This is a genomic window from Eikenella exigua (genome assembly GCF_008805035.1).
Taxonomy (GTDB): Bacteria; Pseudomonadota; Gammaproteobacteria; order Burkholderiales; family Neisseriaceae; genus Eikenella; species Eikenella exigua.
Genome location: NZ_CP038018.1, coordinates 1,872,447 through 1,889,478, shown reverse-complemented (window position 1 = coordinate 1,889,478; position 17,032 = coordinate 1,872,447). Strand labels below are relative to the sequence as shown.

Here is a 17,032-nt window from a genome sequence, read left to right as displayed (position 1 = left end):
TTTCGGGCTGCACTTTCAGGTAGCCTCAAGCCTTTGTTTTATTTCCAACCTGCCCTGCCTGTCTGAAACCCTAACCATGCGCCTGCGCTTGTGCGGGCTTATGTTTAGTGTTTTAGCGGCAGCGGCCTTTTCCTAAAGGAATCCTAATGTTTAACAAACACGTCAAATCCTTCCAATACGGCCAGCACACCGTCACCATCGAAACCGGCGAAATCGCCCGCCAGGCGGCGGGTGCGGTGAAAGTATCCATGGGTGAAACCGTGGTGCTGGTGGCCGTTACCGCCAATAAAGAAGTGAAAGCCGGGCAGGATTTCTTCCCGCTCACCGTGGATTATCTGGAGCGCACCTATGCCGCAGGCAAAATCCCCGGCGGCTTCTTCAAGCGCGAAGGCAAACAGAGTGAAAAAGAAATCCTCACCAGCCGCCTGATCGACCGCCCCATCCGCCCGCTGTTCCCCGAAGGCTTCTTCCACGATATCCAAATCGTGGCCATGGTGGTATCGGTTGATCCGGAAATCGATTCCGACATTCCCGCCATGATCGGCGCTTCTGCCGCGCTGGTATTGAGCGGCGTGCCTTTCGCCGGCCCCATCGGTGCCGCCCGCGTAGGCTACCTGAACGGCGAATACGTGCTGAACCCGACCAAAACCCAGCTGGCCAAATCGCAGCTGGATTTGGTGGTGGCCGGTACTGCACAAGCCGTGCTGATGGTGGAATCCGAAGCCCAAATCCTGCCCGAAGACGTGATGCTCGGCGCCGTGGTATATGGTCACAATGAAATGCAGGCCGTTATCCGCGCCATCAACGAGCTGGCCGACGCGGTCAACCCCGAAGTGTGGGACTGGAAAGCGCCCGAAACCGATGCCGCCCTGGTGGCCAAAGTGCAGGAAATTGCCGGTCAAACCGTAGCCGAAGCTTTCAAAATCCGCCAAAAACAGGCTCGCACCGCCAAGCTGGACGAAGCCTGGGCCGCCGTGGAAGCCGCGCTGATCACGGAAGACACCGACACCCTCGCTGCCAACCAAATCAAAGGCATTTTCAAACATTTGGAAGCCAACGTGGTGCGCAGCCAGATTCTGGCCGGCCAGCCGCGCATCGACGGCCGCGACACCCGCACCGTGCGCCCCATCAACATCCAAACCGGCGTGCTGCCGCGCACCCACGGCTCCGCCCTCTTCACCCGTGGCGAAACCCAAGCCCTGGCTGTGGCCACCCTCGGCACCCAGCGCGACGAGCAAATCATTGATGCCTTGAGCGGCGAATACACCGACCGCTTCATGCTGCACTACAACTTCCCGCCCTACTCCACCGGCGAATGCGGCCGCATGGGCGCGCCCAAACGCCGCGAAATCGGCCACGGCCGCCTGGCCAAACGCGCCCTGCTCGGCGTGTTGCCCACGCCCGAAGAATTCAGCTACACCATGCGCGTGGTATCTGAAATCACCGAATCCAACGGCTCTTCTTCCATGGCCTCCGTGTGCGGCGGCTGCTTGAGCCTGCTCTCCGCCGGCGTACCGCTCAAAGCCCACGTGGCCGGTATCGCCATGGGTTTGATTCTGGAAGGCAACAAATTCGCCGTGCTCACCGATATCTTGGGCGACGAAGACCACCTCGGCGACATGGACTTCAAAGTGGCCGGCACCACCGAAGGCGTGACCGCCCTGCAGATGGACATCAAAATCCAAGGCATCACCAAAGAAATCATGCAGATTGCCCTGGCGCAAGCCAAAGAAGCCCGCCTGCACATCCTTGAGCAGATGAAAGCCGCCGTGGCCGGCCCGCAAGAGCTCTCGCAGCACGCGCCGCGCCTCTTCACCATGAAGATTAACCAAGACAAAATCCGCGACGTTATCGGCAAAGGCGGCGAAACCATCCGTGCCCTCACCGCCGAAACCGGCACCGAAATCAACATTGAAGACGACGGCACCATCACCATCGCCGCCGTGAATGTGGAAGCCGTGGAAGCCGCCCGCAAACGCATCGAAGAAATCACTGCCGAAGTGGAAGTGGGCCAGGTGTACAACGGCGTGGTGATTAAGATTTTGGACAACAACGTGGGCGCCATCGTATCCGTGATGCCCGGCAAAGACGGCCTGGTGCACATCAGCCAAATCGCCCACGAGCGCGTGAAAGACGTGAACGACTACCTCAAAGTCGGCCAAAACGTGCGCGTGAAAGCGCTGGAAGTGGACGACCGCGGCCGCGTTCGCCTCTCCATGAAAGCCCTGCTGGATCAAACCCGCGAGCAATAAGCGCAGGCTGACCAGGGTCTGTCGGCACTCAATAGTTTCCGTGTCTTTTTTGCTCCCAAGGGAAAGCAAAGGCTACCTGAAAAAGTTTCAGGTAGCCTTTATTTGAAACTACAATGAATACAGCTGAAGCAATTATTTCCTAACCAAGAAAACCAATGCAGCAGGAAGAGAAGTGCTTTAACTATTAGGAGAAGAAGCCCATGCCCAACCGCCCCATCTTTAAAGAAGCCGATAGCATCGACCACCACATCCTCAAGCTCTTGCAGGAGAATGCCCGCCTGAGCATGACCGAGCTGGCCGAACGCGTCGGCCTGTCCGCCACCCCCGTAACCGAACGTGTGCGCCGCTTGGAGCGCGACGGTTACATCAGCGGCTACCACGCCCGCCTCAATCCCGCCCGCTTGGGCTACGGCTTGCTGGTGTTCGTGGAAATCAAACTGCATTCCAAATCCGGCGATATTTTTGAAGAATTCCGCCGCGAAGTGCTGAAAATCCCGCAAATCCTCGAATGCCACCTCGTGTCCGGCGAATACGACTACCTCATCAAAGTGCGCCTGCAAGACATGTCCGCCTACCGCGACATGCTCGGCAAAATCCTGCTGCAACTGCCCTCCGCTGTGGAAAGCCGCAGTTATGTGGTAATGGAGGAAGTGAAGGAAAACGGGCCGCTGGCACTGGAAGATTGGGAAGAGTAAACCAAAAGCTACCTGAAAATTTCAGGTAGCCTTTCTTAAATTGTTGCAGCAACGGTTAATCCATAACCCCCTTTGCCAGCACCACGCCCGCAGCGGCCAGGCGAGGCCAGTCGAAGAAGTGGCCGGGGTCGCTTTTGCGGCCAGGGGCAATGTGTTGGTGGCCAGTTACGGCTTCGATGGAGTAGTGTGCCTCCATGCTGTGCAGTAGCGGAATCAGGGCTTGGTATTGCGCCTCGGTGAAAGGTTCGAAATCGCAGCCCTCAAGTTCGATACCGAGCGAAAAAGCGTTGCAGCCGCTGCGGCCGCGATATTGCGACACGCCAGCGTGGTGCGCCGCGTCGTTGCCCGACACAAACTGCACCACCTGCCCGCTGCGTTCAATCAGAAAATGGCTGGACACGCGCAAATCCACCAGCTGTGGGAAGAAGGGGTGTGCCTGTGGATTGATGCGGTTGGTGAACAAATCGCGGATGGCGCTGCCGCCGTATTCGAAGGGCGGCAGGGAGATGTTGTGCAGCACCACCAGAGAAACGGTTTCGCCGGCGGGGCGGGACAAGAAGTTGGGTGAAGGGCAATGCACTGCGCCCTGCCACCAGCCGTTGTGCCAAGTTGTGGTCATGATGGGGTTCCGAAGAGATGGGGTGGGGATTATAGCAGGTTGACAGGGAAGGCTATTTGGCTATCTGCTGCCGGTAGCGTTGGATCAGGGCGGCGGTGGAGGGGTCGTGCCCGGCGGGGGATGCGCCTTGCAGTTCAGGCAGGATGGTTTGGACGAGTTCTTTGCCGTATTCCACGCCCCATTGGTCGAAGGAGTTGATGCCCCACACGGCGCCTTGCATGAAGACTTTGTGTTCGTACATGGCGAGAATCAGGCCGAGGGTGTAGGGCGTAATGCGTTCGACGAGGATGGTGTTGCTGGGGCGGTTGCCGGGGAAGCTGCGCTGGCGGGCGAGGGCGGCTTGTTCTCTTTCAGGCAGCCCTTTGCCGGCCGTTTCGGCGCGGGCTTCGGCTTCGCTTTTGCCGCGCATGAGGGCTTCGGCTTGGGCGAAGGCGTTGGCCACGAGCCGGAGGTGGCGGCCGTCGTCTGCCCCTTCGCCGCTGAGGGGGACGATGAAATCGACGGGAATAACCTGCGTGCCTTGGTGGATGAGCTGGAAGAAGGCGTGCTGGCAGTTGACGCCGGCTTCGCCCCAAATGGCGGCGCCGGTGGCGAAATCCACGGGGTTGCCGTGGCGGTTATGGCTTTTGCCGTTGCTTTCCATATCGAGCTGCTGGAGGTGGGCGGGCAGGCGGCGCAGGCCATGGCTGTAGGGGATGACGATGTGGCTGGTGCTGCCGCAGAAATTTTGCTGCCAGATGCCGATGAGGGCGAGCAGGGCGGGGATGTTGTGCCGCCACGGGGTGTGCAGGAAATGTTCGTCCATATCGTGGCCGCCGCGCAGGAATTCGCGGAAATGTTCGCGGCCGATGGCGCACATCACGGGTAGGCCGATGGCCGACCACACGGAATAGCGCCCGCCCACCCAATCAAACATGCCAAATACGTTTTGCGGGGCGCTGCCGAATTCGGCAGCAGCGGCCACATTGGCCGACACAGCGGCGAAGTGCTGCGCGATATCGGCTTCGCTGCGGCCGGATTGCAGAAACCAGCGGCGCGCGGCTTGGGCGTTGAGCAGGGTTTCGGGGGTGCGGAAGGATTTGCTGGCCACGATAAACAGCGTGGTTTCGGGCTGCACGCGGCGCAGGATGCCGTCTAAATCGGCGCTGTCGAGATTGGCGGCGAAGTGCACGTTCAGGTTTTGCCGGTATGGGGAGAGGGCTTGCGTCACCATGCGCGGGCCCAAATCCGAGCCGCCGATGCCGATGTTCACCACGTCGCGGATAGGTGCGCCGGTGCAGCCCGTGTGCGTGCCGTTTTGCAGGCGCTCGGCGAAATCGAGGGCACGGTTTAATTCGGCGTGCACCTGCGGCACGATATCGATACCGTCCACATACACGGGCGCGGCGGTTTCAGGTAGCCTCAGGGCGGTGTGCAGCACGGCGCGGTGTTCGCTCAGATTGATTTTTTCGCCGGCATACATTTGGCGGCGCAGCTCGGCCGCGCCGGATTCGTCGGCCAGGCGGCAGAGCAGGTTGAGGGTATCTTCGCCGATGAGGTTTTTGCTGTAGTCGAGCAAGAGGCCGTTGAATTCGGCGTGCATGCGTTCGAAACGGTCCGGCTCGGCGGCGAAGCGCTCGCGCAAGTGGAGGTGCGCGGTGGCGCGGCGGTGGTCGGCCAGGGCTTGCCAGGCAGGTAGGGAGGTAGGGAGCATGGTGGGTTTAGTGTGTGGGAAGGAGGATTTTGCGGGTCATGGTGTGGGTTTGTGCGGGTTGGGAGAGGCTACCTGAAAAGGTGAAACAGGTTTTTGCTTCGCAGAAACTTCGCTGTGCTCGTTTTAACTCCGTTGAAGCTTGCACTTTCAGATAGCCTCTCTCTCAGCCTCGGGCAGGCGCAGGAAGGTTCGGCGGTAGTGGCGTAATTCTTCGATGCTCTCCAAGATGTCGTCCAACGCGCAGTGCGAGCCTTTTTTACTGAAACTTTTGTAGGCGGCGGGATGCCAGCGGCGGGCGAGCTCTTTGAGGGTGGATACGTCAAGGTTGCGGTAGTGGAACCAGGCTTCGAGGCGGGGCATGTAGCGCTGCATGAAGCGTCGGTCTTGGTGTACAGTGTTGCCGCACAAGGGGCTTGCGCTTTGCGGTGCCCATTGCGCCACGAAATCAAGCAGGCGTTGTTCTACTTCGGCTTCGGAAAGCGTGGAATCTTTCACGCGCCGGGTGAGGCCGGTGCGCTCGTGGGTGCTGGTGTTCCAGGCATCCATGCTGTTGAGCAATTCGTCGCTTTGGTGGATGGCGTAGGATTCGGATTGGGCGAGGATGTTTAAATCGGCATCGGTAACCACCACGGCGGCTTCGATAATGCGGTCGTGCTCGGGGTTGAGACCGGTCATTTCCATATCGAGCCAGCAGAGGTTGAGGGGATTGGGATTGGGCGGAGTGTGCATGAACTTGCTCGCAAAGAGGATAAATGGTGCATTGTAGCGGATACGCCAAATCTTAAAAAGGTTTACCGCGAGCAGATACGGCGGCACAATGCTGGCTACCTGAAAACTTTATCTATAGAAAGCCCGCTCATGCCGCTCAACCTTACCGTGTTCGCCGTTACCCCCTTCCGCCAAAATTGCTCACTTTTGTGGGATGAAGAAAGCAAAGAAGCCGCGTGGATAGACGTGGGCGGCGATGTGCCGTGGTTGTTGGAAGAAGCTGCCAAGCTCGGCGTGCAGCCCAGGGCAATCTGGCTCACCCACGGCCACCTCGACCATGCCGGCGGCGTGGCCGAGATGATTGCGCACACCCCACTGCCCGTTATCGGCCCACACCGCGACGACCAATGGCTGCTTGACAACTTGCCCGAAATCACCACCGGCTTCGGTTTTCCCGTGTCTCCGCCGGTGAGCCCGAGCCGCTGGCTGGAAGAGGGCGACGAGTTAAGCGTGGGCGCATACCGCTTCCAAGTGCTGCACATCCCCGGCCACACTCCCGGACATGTGGTGTTTTACTGCGTCGAACAAAATCTCCTGATTGCCGGCGACGTGCTGTTTTACGAATCCATCGGCCGCACCGACTTCGAACGCAGCAGCCACGCCGACTTGCTACACAATATCCGCGGGAAACTGCTGGTGTTACCCGAAAACACCATAGTGCTGCCCGGCCACGGCCGCAGCACCACCATCGGCCACGAAAAACAACACAATCCGTTTTTGCGGGATTAAAACCCACAGGCGGTAAGGCAATCGATACATACAGCCTGTCTTATAAAGAGGCTACCTGAAAAACACGAAAACCAAAGCTTAGGCTTGCCAAAACAAGGCTACCTGAAAGCGACCAAACGCTTTCAGGTAGCCTTTTCGCCAGAAGATATTGCCGTAAATCTTGGTTAACCCCCCTTTTTATGCCGCACACTTTGGGCTAAGATGCTCTCGCCGCCGGCTATGGCGGTATTTTCTCATTTTATAGGAAATACACAATGAAAGTACGTACTTGGGCTGTACCGGCCTCTTTGGCTTTGTTGCTGACCGCCTGCGTGGCGCCTGCCCCGCAAGACGACGGCCATCGTCATCATCATCACCAACGCCATGAAAACAGCATGCAAGACCCGGGCAACGAGCCGGCTCCGCGCCACGAGCGTCGTGGCGAGCGCCGCGCACACGGTGCCGAGCGTTTCAGCTGTGAAAATGGCCTGTCTGTAACTGTGCGCCAGCAAGGTTCCGACCGCGTAAGCCTGCAGCTTGACGACAAGAGCGCTGTGCTCAACCGCGCTACTTCTGGCTCCGGCGAGCGCTACACCAGCAACCGCGGCCTGTTCGGCAGCGGCGCCGAGTGGCACCGCAAGGGCAACGAAGCTGCGTTCAGCTTCAAAGACCCCTATGGCAACCGCGTAGAAACCGCTTGCCAACGCCAGCAGTAAGCTGATTTAAATTCAACGCCGCATTAGTGAAATCAGGCCGGCAGCCCGAGAATTCCGAGGTTGCCGGTTTTCATTGGGGGCAGAAAATGGAGGACGCAGTAAGGCGGCGTTGTGATGCCATCACCTTGCTGCTTTGCCAAAACTTAATTTCAGCTTCGCAGAAACTCAGCTCCAGCTTTGCTGAAGTTGGCGTTTTCAGGTAGCCTTTTATCTCACTCTATGCTCATATTGATTGCTCCAAGCCATGCCAGCCACCCATATCCTGCAAGCCATCGCCTACGTTCGCTCTCCTTATAAACAGAAATTCGGTGTGCCGCGCCAGCCCGGCTTGGTGCCTTCCGCCCAGGTGTATATCGAGCTGCTGCCCGAGTTTCCTGCCGATTGCGTGCGCGGGTTGGGAAGCTTCAGCCATATTTGGGTGCAGTTCGTGTTTCACGGCGTGGCCGGGGCAGGCTGGCAGCCTTTGGTGCGGCCGCCGCGTTTGGGCGGTAACCGGAAAATGGGCGTATTTGCCACGCGCAGCCCGTTCCGGCCCAACCCGTTGGGGCTTTCCCTACTCAAGCTGGAGCGCATTGAAACCGATGGTGGAGTACGGCTATGGTGTGGCGGAGCGGATTTGCTCGATGGCACGCCGGTGTTAGATATCAAGCCCTATCTGCCCTTTGTGGAGGCTCAGCCCGATGCTGCTTCAGGCTTCGCCACTGTTCCGCCCGTGCCGCTCGAAGTAGCTTGGCTAGATGAGGAAACAGCTGCCACCTTGCCATCAACTATCCGCCTGTTGCTTGAACAAAGCATCGCTCAAGACCCGCGCCCGGCTTATCAGGATACGCCGCAGCGTGTATATAAGATGGCAGTGGAAGATTGGGAAGTGGCGTTTCGAATTGAAAACGGAACAGCTTTAATTGAAGCAGTGATGGAGGCAGAAGGCAAGGCTACCTGAAAGTGCCAGCTTCAACGTAGTTCAAACGATGTCTTGGCACAGCCAAGGCTGAGTTTCTGTGAAGCTAAAATAAAGCTCAATCCCCTGCCGGGCTTAAATAAGCATAACATCCGTGATATCCCGCCCGGCTTACGCAAAGATTCGCAAAAGAATTTGGCTTGTTCGCCTGTATCAGGCAAAGTGTTAAGACGCTTGAAATTCAACAGTCAACCAGCCTAATTCCGGCTGCTGAGATTGAAAAATCACGTTAGTTGGTCATATTGCCGGGTTTGCCCCGGCGGCAAAATTCCGTGCTGCAACGGCACATAAAATACTAAGGAGTAAGTATGAACCGTGTTTTATTGGTAGACGATGACGCCCTGCTCACCGAGCTCTTAACCGAATACCTGAGCGCCGAAGGGCTGGAAGTTAGCAGCGTGCCGGACGGCGAAGCCGGCGTAACCGAAATCCTCACCGGCAACTACAACGTGGTGGTGCTGGATTCCATGATGCCCAAGCTCAGCGGGTTGGATGTGCTCAAAACCGTGCGCCAGCAGAGCAAAATCCCCATCATCATGCTCACTGCCAAAGGTGATGACATCGACCGCATCATCGGCCTAGAAATGGGCGCAGACGACTATGTGCCCAAACCCTGCCAGCCGCGCGAACTCTTGGCGCGCATCAATGCTATTCTGCGCCGCACCCGCCTGGCCGAGCCGGACAACAGCACCCCCAATGTGATTTCCGTGAGCGGTGTAACCCTCTACCCAGCCAAACGCCAAGCCACCATCAACGAAGCCCCGCTGGAACTTACCAGCACCGAGTTCAACCTGCTGGAAGTGCTGATGCGTCACGCCGGCCAGGTGGTAAACAAAGAAACCCTCTCTCTCGAAGCACTCGACCGCAAGCTAGCCAAGTTCGACCGAAGCATCGACGTGCATATTTCCAGCATCCGCCATAAACTGGGCGATGCCTCACTCATCCAAACCGTGCGCGGCCTAGGTTATTTGTTTGTGAAAAACTGATGTTTTGATTCTAACTTGTGTTGAAGCTTACGCTTTCAAGTAGCCTCCATCGAACGAGATAAAGGCTACTTGAAATACCGCTTCTTCATTTGCGCCATTCACCCAACGGCCGCCGCCAAGCCCAAACCGACTGATGGCGGCATTGTTTTGTGGCCTGCCAAACCTTCCCGCCAAAGCATATTCATGAAACTGTTCCAGCGGATTTTCCTCACTTTTTTTTTCGTCATCATCGCCGCCATTTTCGTGGCCAGCTTCTCCTTCTGGCTGGTGCAAGACAAAATGGCCGAAAGCCGTTTCAAACAGCAGCGCGCCTTTGAAACCGGCCTGCTCAACAGCACTGTAACCGTGTTCCAAACCCGCGGCCTCTCCGGTGTACGCGAAACCCTGCAAGACTGGAACAATACCCCCACCTTCGACAATATCCTAGTAATTTCCGGCGACAGCAAAACCGATATTTTTCAGCGTCAGATTGAGCCCTCGCGCATCCTCGCCGCACGCAAATTCGCCTCTGAATATCCCAACTCCCGCGCAGTGCGCGTGGCCTACGACCCCTTGGGCGAAGAATATATCTTCATGTTGGCCGACTGGGACAAACAGCAGCCTACCCGCCCGCCTTCCCCGCTGATGATTCCCGGCATGGAAATGGCGCCCGTGTGGCACGAGCTCATCATCCTCAGCTTCATCATTATCGTCGGCCTGCTCTTAGCCTACATCCTCGCCCGCAATATCTCTCAACCCATCCGCACGCTGGAACGCGGCATGAGCCGTCTGGCCGAAGGCGACCTTGAAACCCGCATTTCCCACCAGCTGCTCGGTCGGCGCGATGAGCTGGCCAAACTCGCCGTCCAATTCGACCACATGGCCAGCCGCCTGCAAAAACTGGTGGAACGCGAACGCCATCTGCTGCACCACGTTTCACACGAAATGCGCTCCCCGCTGGCGCGTATGCAGGCGCTGCTTGCCCTGCTGCAAGTGCAGCCGCACAAACAGGAGCAAAACATCAAGCGCCTCGAATCTGAGCTCACCCGCATGGACAAACTCGTGGGCGAGTTGCTCACCCTCTCCCGTTTGGAAACTGCCAACGTGGAAATGGAAAAAGACCCGCTCAAGCTCGTGCCCTTTTTGAAAAACCTGGTAGAAGACTGTCGCGCCATCGCCTGCCAAAACAATCAGCAAATCGATTTCCACTACGACCCCGCCGATGCCGACGCCACCGTTTCCGCCAATGAGGGCTACCTCTACCGCGCTTTCGACAACGTCTTGCGCAATGCTATGGCCTACGGCCCCGAAGGCAGCAAAATCCACATCCGCCTCTCCGGCCACAAACACCATTGGCACATCGACATTGCCGACAACGGCCCCGGTGTGGACGAACGCCAGCTACCGCACATCTTCACCGCCTTCTACCGCGCCGACAGCGGCGCGCACAAACCCGGCACTGGCCTCGGTTTGGCCATTGCCCGCCACGTTATCGGCAAACACCACGGCCGCATCAGTGCCGCCAACGTGCAGCCCAACGGCCTGAACATCCACTTTGAGCTGCCCGAGCTCACCGCCAAGCAGCAGAAGCAGGAAGAAAAAGAACGCGAAGGAAAAGAGCACGGGCAGGATGAGGACAAATAAACAGGAAGCCGTTGCCGTTGTATAGCACGTATCTTTCAGGTAGCCTTACTCCTCCCGCGCTCCAATAATCGTTTCAAATCAAACCAAGCCAACACAATATGGCTTTATTTGAAATGGCCGTCTATGGGAAAGAAAGTCTTTTCGCTATATAATTCCGCTGTTTCGACAGCACCCCATTCGGAAGTATCAATGAGCACCAACACCATTCTAATTATCGCCATCCTCATTTTCGCCCCCGTGTTCGGCGTATTGCTGTACAACACCTATCAGGAAAAGAAATACCGCGATTCCATCCGCGCCCAATTCGGCCATGCCGATAAAGACGCGCTGATGGAAAGCCACACCCATTCCGTGCGCGACGGCCAGCAGCAAGCTCCCGCTGCCGAAGCAGAAGCCGCCCCGCGCCTGCAGCCGGCCTTTGTTAAATTCAGCCGCTCAAGCGAACCGGCTAGCGAACCCTCCGTTGCCGAAACACCGGCCGAAGCCGACAGCGCCCCTGCCGAGCCGGTATTGCAGGCCGAACCCGCCGCCGAAGCCCCCGCTTTCAACTTTCAGCCCGTACCAGCTGCTGCGCCTTCGCAAACCCAAGAGCCGGCCAAGCGCAAGCTGCTGCTCGATTTGCAGGATTTGGCCAAACAGCAACTGCCCTGGTTCGACAGCCGCTTCGACTACCTCTGCTACATCTCCCTGAAAGAGCCGCAGGAATTGCACGCCATGCCGCGCCTTTCCAGCCGCCACCGCTTCCGTATCGCCGGCTGCACCATGGACGACCGTTTCCAAATTGCTGAGCCGATTCCCAGCGTGTACTACCAAGGCTTCGTGATCGGTCTGCAAGCCATCAGCCGCAACGGCTTGGCCAGCATTGCCGATTTGGAACAATTCGGCGAACAGGCCAACGCCTTTGCCGAGAAAATGGACGGCGGCCTGCTACTCACCGACATCGACACCTTCCTCTCCATCGCCCGCCCGCTGGACGATCTATGCGCCCGCGTGGATCAAACCATCGCCATTCATTTGGTGTCCCGCAACAACGTGAGTGGCGTGGAATTGCGCAACGCCATAGAGCGCCAAGGCTTCGAGCTTTCCCACGACGGCATGTTCTACCTGAACGACGCCAAAGGCGAGCCGCTATTTGCCATCTCCACCCTCGACAACAGCGCCTTCACCGCCACCCTGCTCTCCACCCAAAACTACCGCGGCATCAGCATGCTGTTTGATGCCCCGCACATCCCCGACGGCGAGAAAAACTTCAACCGCTTCATGGATATCGCGGTTAAGCTTTCCAGCATGCTCGGCCTGGATTTGGTAAACGACAAGCTCGAAGAGCTTTCCACCCAATGGCTGAAAGAAATCCGCAGCTATGTGGTGGCGCGGCAAGACGAAATGAAACGGGTGGGCATCGAGCCCGGCAGCGAGCTGGCCAAACGGCTGTTCTCGTAGCCAACCCGCTAAAACACCCGGCCAACCAAACAGGCTACCTGAAACGGCATTTCCCGTTTTCAGGTAGCCTGTTTCCCCAATCCACACACCTCAAGGAAAAACATCATGCATAACGATAACGCCCTGCGCGCCGCCGTTGAGGCCGTCGCCATCCCCAACAGCAGCCTTACCATCGGCAGCAGCCATGCCCTGCAAGCCATCGAGCAAACCGCCGGCGGTTTGCAAATCGAACTCTGCTTCGGTTTTCCCGTCGGCCACATTGCCGACCAGCTCAAGCAAAACATCACCGCCGCGCTGACCCAAGCCGGTTGCACCCAAAACGTGCAAACCAACATCCGCAGCGAAATCACCACCCGCAAAGTCCAACCCGGCGTGCGCACCATCAACGGCGTGAAAAACATCATCGCCGTCGCTTCCGGCAAAGGCGGCGTGGGCAAATCCACCACCGCCGCCAACCTCGCCGTGGCGCTGCACAACATGGGCGCACGCGTGGGTATTCTCGATGCCGACCTCTACGGCCCCAGCCAGCCCACCATGCTCGGCGTGCCTGAGAGCAAACCGCAGCAGGAAAACAAACATTTCATCCCCGTGCGCTCGGCCGAAGGCATCCAGGTGATGTCTATCGGCTTTCTGGTCGATACCGACCAAGCCGTGGTGTGGCGCGGCCCCATGGTGAGCCGAGCCCTGCAGCAGCTGCTGTTTCAAAGCGAATGGGATAACGTGGACTACCTGTTTGTCGATCTGCCGCCTGGCACCGGCGACATCCAGCTCACCCTGTCACAGAAAATCCCCGTTACTGGCTCTATCGTAGTAACCACCCCGCAAGACATCGCCCTCATCGACGCGCGCAAAGCCGTGGATATGTTCGGCAAAGTCAACATCCCCATTTTCGGCGTGCTGGAAAATATGTCGGTGCACATTTGCAGCCGCTGCGGGCACCACGAGCCCATTTTCGGCCAAGACGGCGGCAAAGCGCTGGCCGAACGCCTCGGCGTGCCGCTGCTGGGCCAGCTGCCCCTGAGCCTGCCCGTGCGCGAAGCCATGGATAGCGGCAGCGCCGCCCAAATGCAAGCCACCCACCCCGCCATCGCCCAAATCTACACCGAAGCCGCTTGGCAAATCGCCCTGGCCGTGGCCGCCAAAGGCAAAGACTTCAGCAACCGCTTCCCGCAGATTGTGGTGGAATAAACAGCGCGGCGGGAATACAAAAAGGCTACCTGAAAGCGTTTATCTGCGGTTTCAGGTAGCCTTTTGTTATCTGTTAATTGTTGTCCCGGCTAGTCGGATAGCTTAATTATTCCCAAGTTTTAATCGGTTACTTCAAGCGGATAAAACAAAAGCAGCCCGAAGGTTGCTCGTGTGTACTGAATACATCACGCGTTCAGTTTGTGATAGAGGGTTTGCTCCACGCTGTCGCCATCCCAAGGGAAGTATTCAAAGTATTCATAAACAAAACCCCCTGCAAATGCAAGGGGTTTCAGCCTAGCGAGAGGCTTTAGCCAGCTCTCTTAATGAGAAATCCCACATAGCCAAAGAAGCCCCGTCAGTAGGATTATGGTAAATGTGCTCATCGCTCCGGTCTTGCTTGTTAGTATAAATGATATGGTCAAGCACACCGTCCGCATTTTCATCCACCATCAACACGTCATACACCACGCCATCTGTTCCATTTTTAGCTGTTGTATTTAAAGCCGTGCCAACAGCAAACCCATTTTTGATTTCATCATGCCTCGAGGCTAGAGCCATCCGCTCATCACCGCTACTTGCAGTCCAAATAACATCCAATGTCTCATGCCCTTTCAGGTAAGTAAAAATCTTTTGTGCGTCCTGCTTTCTTAAATTAGCGGCAAACGCTTCTTCATAAAGCGGCTCGTCCTGTCGAGCTGCTGGCACGGTGGCAGTCTGTGCCGAGTTAGGCTTTTGATTTGGGTAAGTATCAATACTGACGATAGAAGACTTCACGCTCATGAATACCGCCACACAAGCAAATGCCACCCACAATAAAATACTCCACCAGCTCTGTTTCGGCTTCATTTCCCCTCTCCTTTACACAATCCAACACTTCCCATCATCCCCCAAGCCAATAAAAAAGGCAGCCGAAGCTGCTAAGTGCCGTTCTAATGGGAACCCCCTACAAACCGCCAAATATCGCATCCTCTAACGTCTGCGGCTCAGCTCGTGCTGCTGCCGCAGATGAAGTGTGTAAAGGCTGCGCTAGCTGCCTACCTGGACCAAATCAGTGCGGCACAGGACGAAGAGAGTTGGCAGGAAGTTGAAGCCCTGTGCTTTGAGAAAGAATACCGCAGCGCCATCATCCGCGAATGGGCAGAAATCGCCATCGAAGACGGTGAAGAGAACTACGACTTCAGCGATCAATGCATACCCTCATTTTTAACTTCGTTGAAGTTGCGTTTTCAGGTAGCCTTTAGTGGTATGGCAAACCAACTGAACTTTCGCTACGGCCTGGGTTCGCCTTGCTGTGCTTTTGTGTTGTCTGTGGCTCACTGCCTCGTATCGAAAGCCAATTTGGCTCGCTATATATTTATTTGTTCTGCCCCATTTTGGCATTAAGCATATCGAGCATGCTGCGCAGGTTGGCTTTGCCTTCTTCGTGGCTCACGATGGGTTCGCCGCCTTTGCGGCCGAGGATTTTGAGGTCGGCTTGGGGCATTTCGTCGATAAAGCGGCTGGGCTCGGGGAATTGCCAGCCGCCTTGGCGGCGGCGTTTGACGCAGTGGGTGAGGGTGAGGCTGTGTTTGGCGCGGGTGATGCCGACATACATGAGGCGGCGTTCTTCGTCGAGGTTGCCTTCTTCTACGCTGTCGGCGTGGGGGAAGAGTCCTTCTTCGCAGCCGGCGAGGATAACGTGGGGGTATTCGAGGCCTTTGGAGGCGTGCAGGGTGGAGAGGGTTACGGTGTCGGTTTCTTCTTTGCTGCGGCTGTCGAGCAGGTTCATCAGGGCGATGGTTTGGGAAAGTTCGATCAGGGTTTTGCCGTCTTGTTCGCCTTTTTTGGCCAGCCAGGCGCATAAATCTTGCACGTTGCGCCATTTGATTTCGCCGCTTTTGCCTTCTTCGTGCTCGAGCAGGTAGGTTTCGTAGCGGATGTCGACCAGGAGCTCTTGGATGAGGCTGCCGGCGGGCTCGCTTTGGGCGCGGCTTTGGTAGCTTTGCATGAGGGCGGTGAACTGGCGCAGGGCTTCGCGGCCGGCGGCGGGGAGCTGGGCTAGAGCTTCGGCGGTGTTGGCGGCGGCGTAGAGGCTGCAGGAGGCTGCGGCGGCGTAGTGGTTGAGGCTGCTGAGGGTGGCGTCACCGATGCCGCGTTTGGGAGTGGTGGCGGCGCGCAGGAAGGCGGGATCGTCGTCGGGGTTGGCGAGCAGGCGCAGGTAGGCGAGGATGTCTTTGATTTCGGCTTTTTCAAAGAAGCTTTGGCCGCCGGAAACGCGGTAGGGAATGTGGGCGCTGCGCAGGGCTTCTTCAAACAGGCGGGCTTGGTGGTTGCTGCGGTAGAGAATGGCGAAGTCGGCGTAGTTGAGGCTGTCGCCGCTTTGGTTGCGCCGGCGGATGATGTTGCTGGCGGCGTATTCGGCTTCGTGTTGTTCGTTTTGGCAGGCAATGATGCGCACGGGCTCGCCTTCGCCATATTGGCTCCAGAGGGTTTTGGGGAAGAGCTTGGGGTTGTTGGCGATAACTTGGTTGGCCACGCGCAGGATGCGGGCGGAGGAACGGTAGTTTTGCTCGAGCTTGATGATTTTGAGGGCGGGGTAGTCTTGCTGGAGCAGGCAGAGGTTTTCCATGTTGGCGCCGCGCCAGGCGTAGATGCTTTGGTCGTCGTCGCCCACGGCGGTGAAGCGGCCCTCGGCACCGGTGAGCAGCTTCATGAGGGTGTATTGGCAGGTGTTGGTGTCTTGGCATTCGTCCACTAGGAGGTGCAGCAGGCGCATTTGCCATTTGATTCGGATGCCGGCTTCGTTTTGCAGCAGGCGGGTGGGCAGGAGGATGAGGTCGTCGAAATCGACGGCTTGGTAGCTGTGCAGGGTTTCCTGATAGCCGGCGTAGAGCTGGGCGGTTTGGCGCTCCCATTCGTTGGAGGCTACCTGAAAGGCTTGCTCGGGGGTGAGCAGGTCGTTTTTCCACAGGGAGATTTTGTGTTGGGCGCGGAAGATGGCGTCGCGGCCGCTGCTGCCGAGCAGCTCGGCGATGATTTTGCCGCTGTCGGAGCCGTCGAACACTGAGAAGTTTTGTTTGTAGCCGATATGCTGGGCTTCTTCGCGCAAGAGGCGCATGCCCAGCGAGTGGAAGGTGCAGACGGTAAGCCCGCGGGTTTGGCGGCTGCCGAGCATGGCGGCGGTGCGCTCCTGCATTTCGGCGGCGGCTTTGTTGGTGAAGGTGATGGCGGCAATATTGTGCGGGGCGTAGCCCACTTCGCGGATGAGGTGGGCGATTTTTTCGGTAATCACGCGGGTTTTGCCGCTGCCGGCGCCGGCCAGTATAAACAGGGGGCCGCCGAGATAGTGCACGGCTTCGAGCTGCTGGGGGTTGAGTTGGAAGGGGGATGCGGACATGGGGGAGTGG

Annotated in this window: 15 protein-coding genes; 10 read left to right on the top strand and 5 right to left on the bottom strand. The window is 57.7% G+C overall.

The genetic code is table 11. The features are described from left to right. Nucleotides 1-146 precede the first annotated feature (146 nt). On the top strand, nt 147-2,252 hold the full coding sequence (pnp, locus tag EZJ17_RS09605) for a polyribonucleotide nucleotidyltransferase (RefSeq protein ID WP_067439763.1): 2,106 nt from the start codon (nt 147-149) through the stop codon (nt 2,250-2,252). Nucleotides 2,253-2,452: 200 nt separating this feature from the next. Then, nucleotides 2,453-2,947, top strand: a complete 495-nt coding sequence (locus tag EZJ17_RS09600) for an Lrp/AsnC ligand binding domain-containing protein (protein WP_067439765.1) — start codon at nt 2,453-2,455, stop codon at nt 2,945-2,947. Nucleotides 2,948-3,002: 55 nt separating this feature from the next. Here EZJ17_RS09600 and ampD read toward each other — a convergent pair whose 3' ends face one another. The 3 genes from ampD to orn all read right to left on the bottom strand — a co-directional run bounded on the left by ampD (nt 3,003) and on the right by orn (nt 5,988). After that, nucleotides 3,003-3,566, bottom strand: coding sequence for a 1,6-anhydro-N-acetylmuramyl-L-alanine amidase AmpD (gene ampD, locus EZJ17_RS09595; RefSeq protein ID WP_067444316.1), 564 nt, complete (start codon nt 3,564-3,566; stop codon nt 3,003-3,005). 52 nt (nt 3,567-3,618) lie between these two features. Then, a complete protein-coding gene (gene pgi / locus EZJ17_RS09590; protein ID WP_151086470.1) occupies nt 3,619-5,259 on the bottom strand; it encodes a glucose-6-phosphate isomerase in 1,641 nt (546 codons plus the stop codon). Between the two features lie 147 nt (nt 5,260-5,406). Beyond that, entirely contained in the window at nt 5,407-5,988 is a 582-nt protein-coding gene (orn, locus tag EZJ17_RS09585) for an oligoribonuclease (RefSeq protein WP_151086468.1), read from the bottom strand. 129 nt (nt 5,989-6,117) lie between these two features. On the opposite strand from orn, the gene EZJ17_RS09580 reads away from it, so the two are divergent. The 7 genes from EZJ17_RS09580 (at nt 6,118) to apbC (ending at nt 13,646) form a co-directional block, all read left to right on the top strand. After that, nucleotides 6,118-6,756 (top strand): MBL fold metallo-hydrolase, encoded by a 639-nt coding sequence (locus tag EZJ17_RS09580; RefSeq protein WP_067444319.1) that lies wholly within the window; start codon nt 6,118-6,120, stop codon nt 6,754-6,756. A gap of 254 nt (nt 6,757-7,010) precedes the next feature. Continuing rightward, nucleotides 7,011-7,451 (top strand): MliC family protein, encoded by a 441-nt coding sequence (locus EZJ17_RS09575; protein WP_067439778.1) that lies wholly within the window; start codon nt 7,011-7,013, stop codon nt 7,449-7,451. A gap of 244 nt (nt 7,452-7,695) precedes the next feature. Then, nucleotides 7,696-8,391, top strand: a complete 696-nt coding sequence (gene tsaA / locus EZJ17_RS09570; RefSeq protein WP_067440278.1) for a tRNA (N6-threonylcarbamoyladenosine(37)-N6)-methyltransferase TrmO — start codon at nt 7,696-7,698, stop codon at nt 8,389-8,391. A gap of 326 nt (nt 8,392-8,717) precedes the next feature. Beyond that, on the top strand, nt 8,718-9,395 hold the full coding sequence (locus tag EZJ17_RS09565) for a response regulator transcription factor (RefSeq protein ID WP_067439781.1): 678 nt from the start codon (nt 8,718-8,720) through the stop codon (nt 9,393-9,395). A 183-nt stretch (nt 9,396-9,578) separates the two neighbouring features. Continuing rightward, nucleotides 9,579-11,018 (top strand): sensor histidine kinase, encoded by a 1,440-nt coding sequence (locus tag EZJ17_RS09560; protein ID WP_067440281.1) that lies wholly within the window; start codon nt 9,579-9,581, stop codon nt 11,016-11,018. A gap of 189 nt (nt 11,019-11,207) precedes the next feature. Beyond that, nucleotides 11,208-12,458 (top strand): cell division protein ZipA C-terminal FtsZ-binding domain-containing protein, encoded by a 1,251-nt coding sequence (locus tag EZJ17_RS09555; protein ID WP_067439784.1) that lies wholly within the window; start codon nt 11,208-11,210, stop codon nt 12,456-12,458. A gap of 105 nt (nt 12,459-12,563) precedes the next feature. Further along, nucleotides 12,564-13,646: an iron-sulfur cluster carrier protein ApbC gene (apbC, locus tag EZJ17_RS09550; protein ID WP_067439787.1), complete on the top strand. Its 1,083-nt coding sequence runs from the start codon at nt 12,564-12,566 to the stop codon at nt 13,644-13,646. 294 nt (nt 13,647-13,940) lie between these two features. Here apbC and EZJ17_RS09545 read toward each other — a convergent pair whose 3' ends face one another. Further along, nucleotides 13,941-14,492, bottom strand: a complete 552-nt coding sequence (locus tag EZJ17_RS09545; RefSeq protein WP_067439790.1) for a hypothetical protein — start codon at nt 14,490-14,492, stop codon at nt 13,941-13,943. Nucleotides 14,493-14,636: 144 nt separating this feature from the next. Here EZJ17_RS09545 and EZJ17_RS09540 point away from each other — a divergent pair, with 144 nt between their 5' ends. Continuing rightward, entirely contained in the window at nt 14,637-15,029 is a 393-nt protein-coding gene (locus EZJ17_RS09540) for a hypothetical protein (protein ID WP_067439792.1), read from the top strand. On the opposite strand, the gene EZJ17_RS09535 is transcribed toward EZJ17_RS09540, so the two are convergent. Then, nucleotides 15,001-17,022, bottom strand: coding sequence for a UvrD-helicase domain-containing protein (locus EZJ17_RS09535; protein WP_067439795.1), 2,022 nt, complete (start codon nt 17,020-17,022; stop codon nt 15,001-15,003). The genes EZJ17_RS09540 and EZJ17_RS09535 overlap by 29 nt on opposite strands. Between the last annotated feature and the right edge of the window lie 10 nt (nt 17,023-17,032).

Excerpts from the sequence above, each read along its gene's own strand:
- pnp (WP_067439763.1), top strand. The coding sequence starts at position 147 with ATGTTTAACAAACACGTCAAATCCTTCCAATACGGCCAGCACACCGTC.
- EZJ17_RS09600 (WP_067439765.1), top strand. The coding sequence starts at position 2,453 with ATGCCCAACCGCCCCATCTTTAAAGAAGCCGATAGCATCGACCACCAC.
- ampD (WP_067444316.1), bottom strand. The coding sequence starts at position 3,566 with ATGACCACAACTTGGCACAACGGCTGGTGGCAGGGCGCAGTGCATTGC.
- pgi (WP_151086470.1), bottom strand. The coding sequence starts at position 5,259 with ATGCTCCCTACCTCCCTACCTGCCTGGCAAGCCCTGGCCGACCACCGC.
- orn (WP_151086468.1), bottom strand. The coding sequence starts at position 5,988 with ATGCACACTCCGCCCAATCCCAATCCCCTCAACCTCTGCTGGCTCGAT.
- EZJ17_RS09580 (WP_067444319.1), top strand. The coding sequence starts at position 6,118 with ATGCCGCTCAACCTTACCGTGTTCGCCGTTACCCCCTTCCGCCAAAAT.
- EZJ17_RS09575 (WP_067439778.1), top strand. The coding sequence starts at position 7,011 with ATGAAAGTACGTACTTGGGCTGTACCGGCCTCTTTGGCTTTGTTGCTG.
- tsaA (WP_067440278.1), top strand. The coding sequence starts at position 7,696 with ATGCCAGCCACCCATATCCTGCAAGCCATCGCCTACGTTCGCTCTCCT.
- EZJ17_RS09565 (WP_067439781.1), top strand. The coding sequence starts at position 8,718 with ATGAACCGTGTTTTATTGGTAGACGATGACGCCCTGCTCACCGAGCTC.
- EZJ17_RS09560 (WP_067440281.1), top strand. The coding sequence starts at position 9,579 with ATGAAACTGTTCCAGCGGATTTTCCTCACTTTTTTTTTCGTCATCATC.
- EZJ17_RS09555 (WP_067439784.1), top strand. The coding sequence starts at position 11,208 with ATGAGCACCAACACCATTCTAATTATCGCCATCCTCATTTTCGCCCCC.
- apbC (WP_067439787.1), top strand. The coding sequence starts at position 12,564 with ATGCATAACGATAACGCCCTGCGCGCCGCCGTTGAGGCCGTCGCCATC.
- EZJ17_RS09545 (WP_067439790.1), bottom strand. The coding sequence starts at position 14,492 with ATGAAGCCGAAACAGAGCTGGTGGAGTATTTTATTGTGGGTGGCATTT.
- EZJ17_RS09535 (WP_067439795.1), bottom strand. The coding sequence starts at position 17,022 with ATGTCCGCATCCCCCTTCCAACTCAACCCCCAGCAGCTCGAAGCCGTG.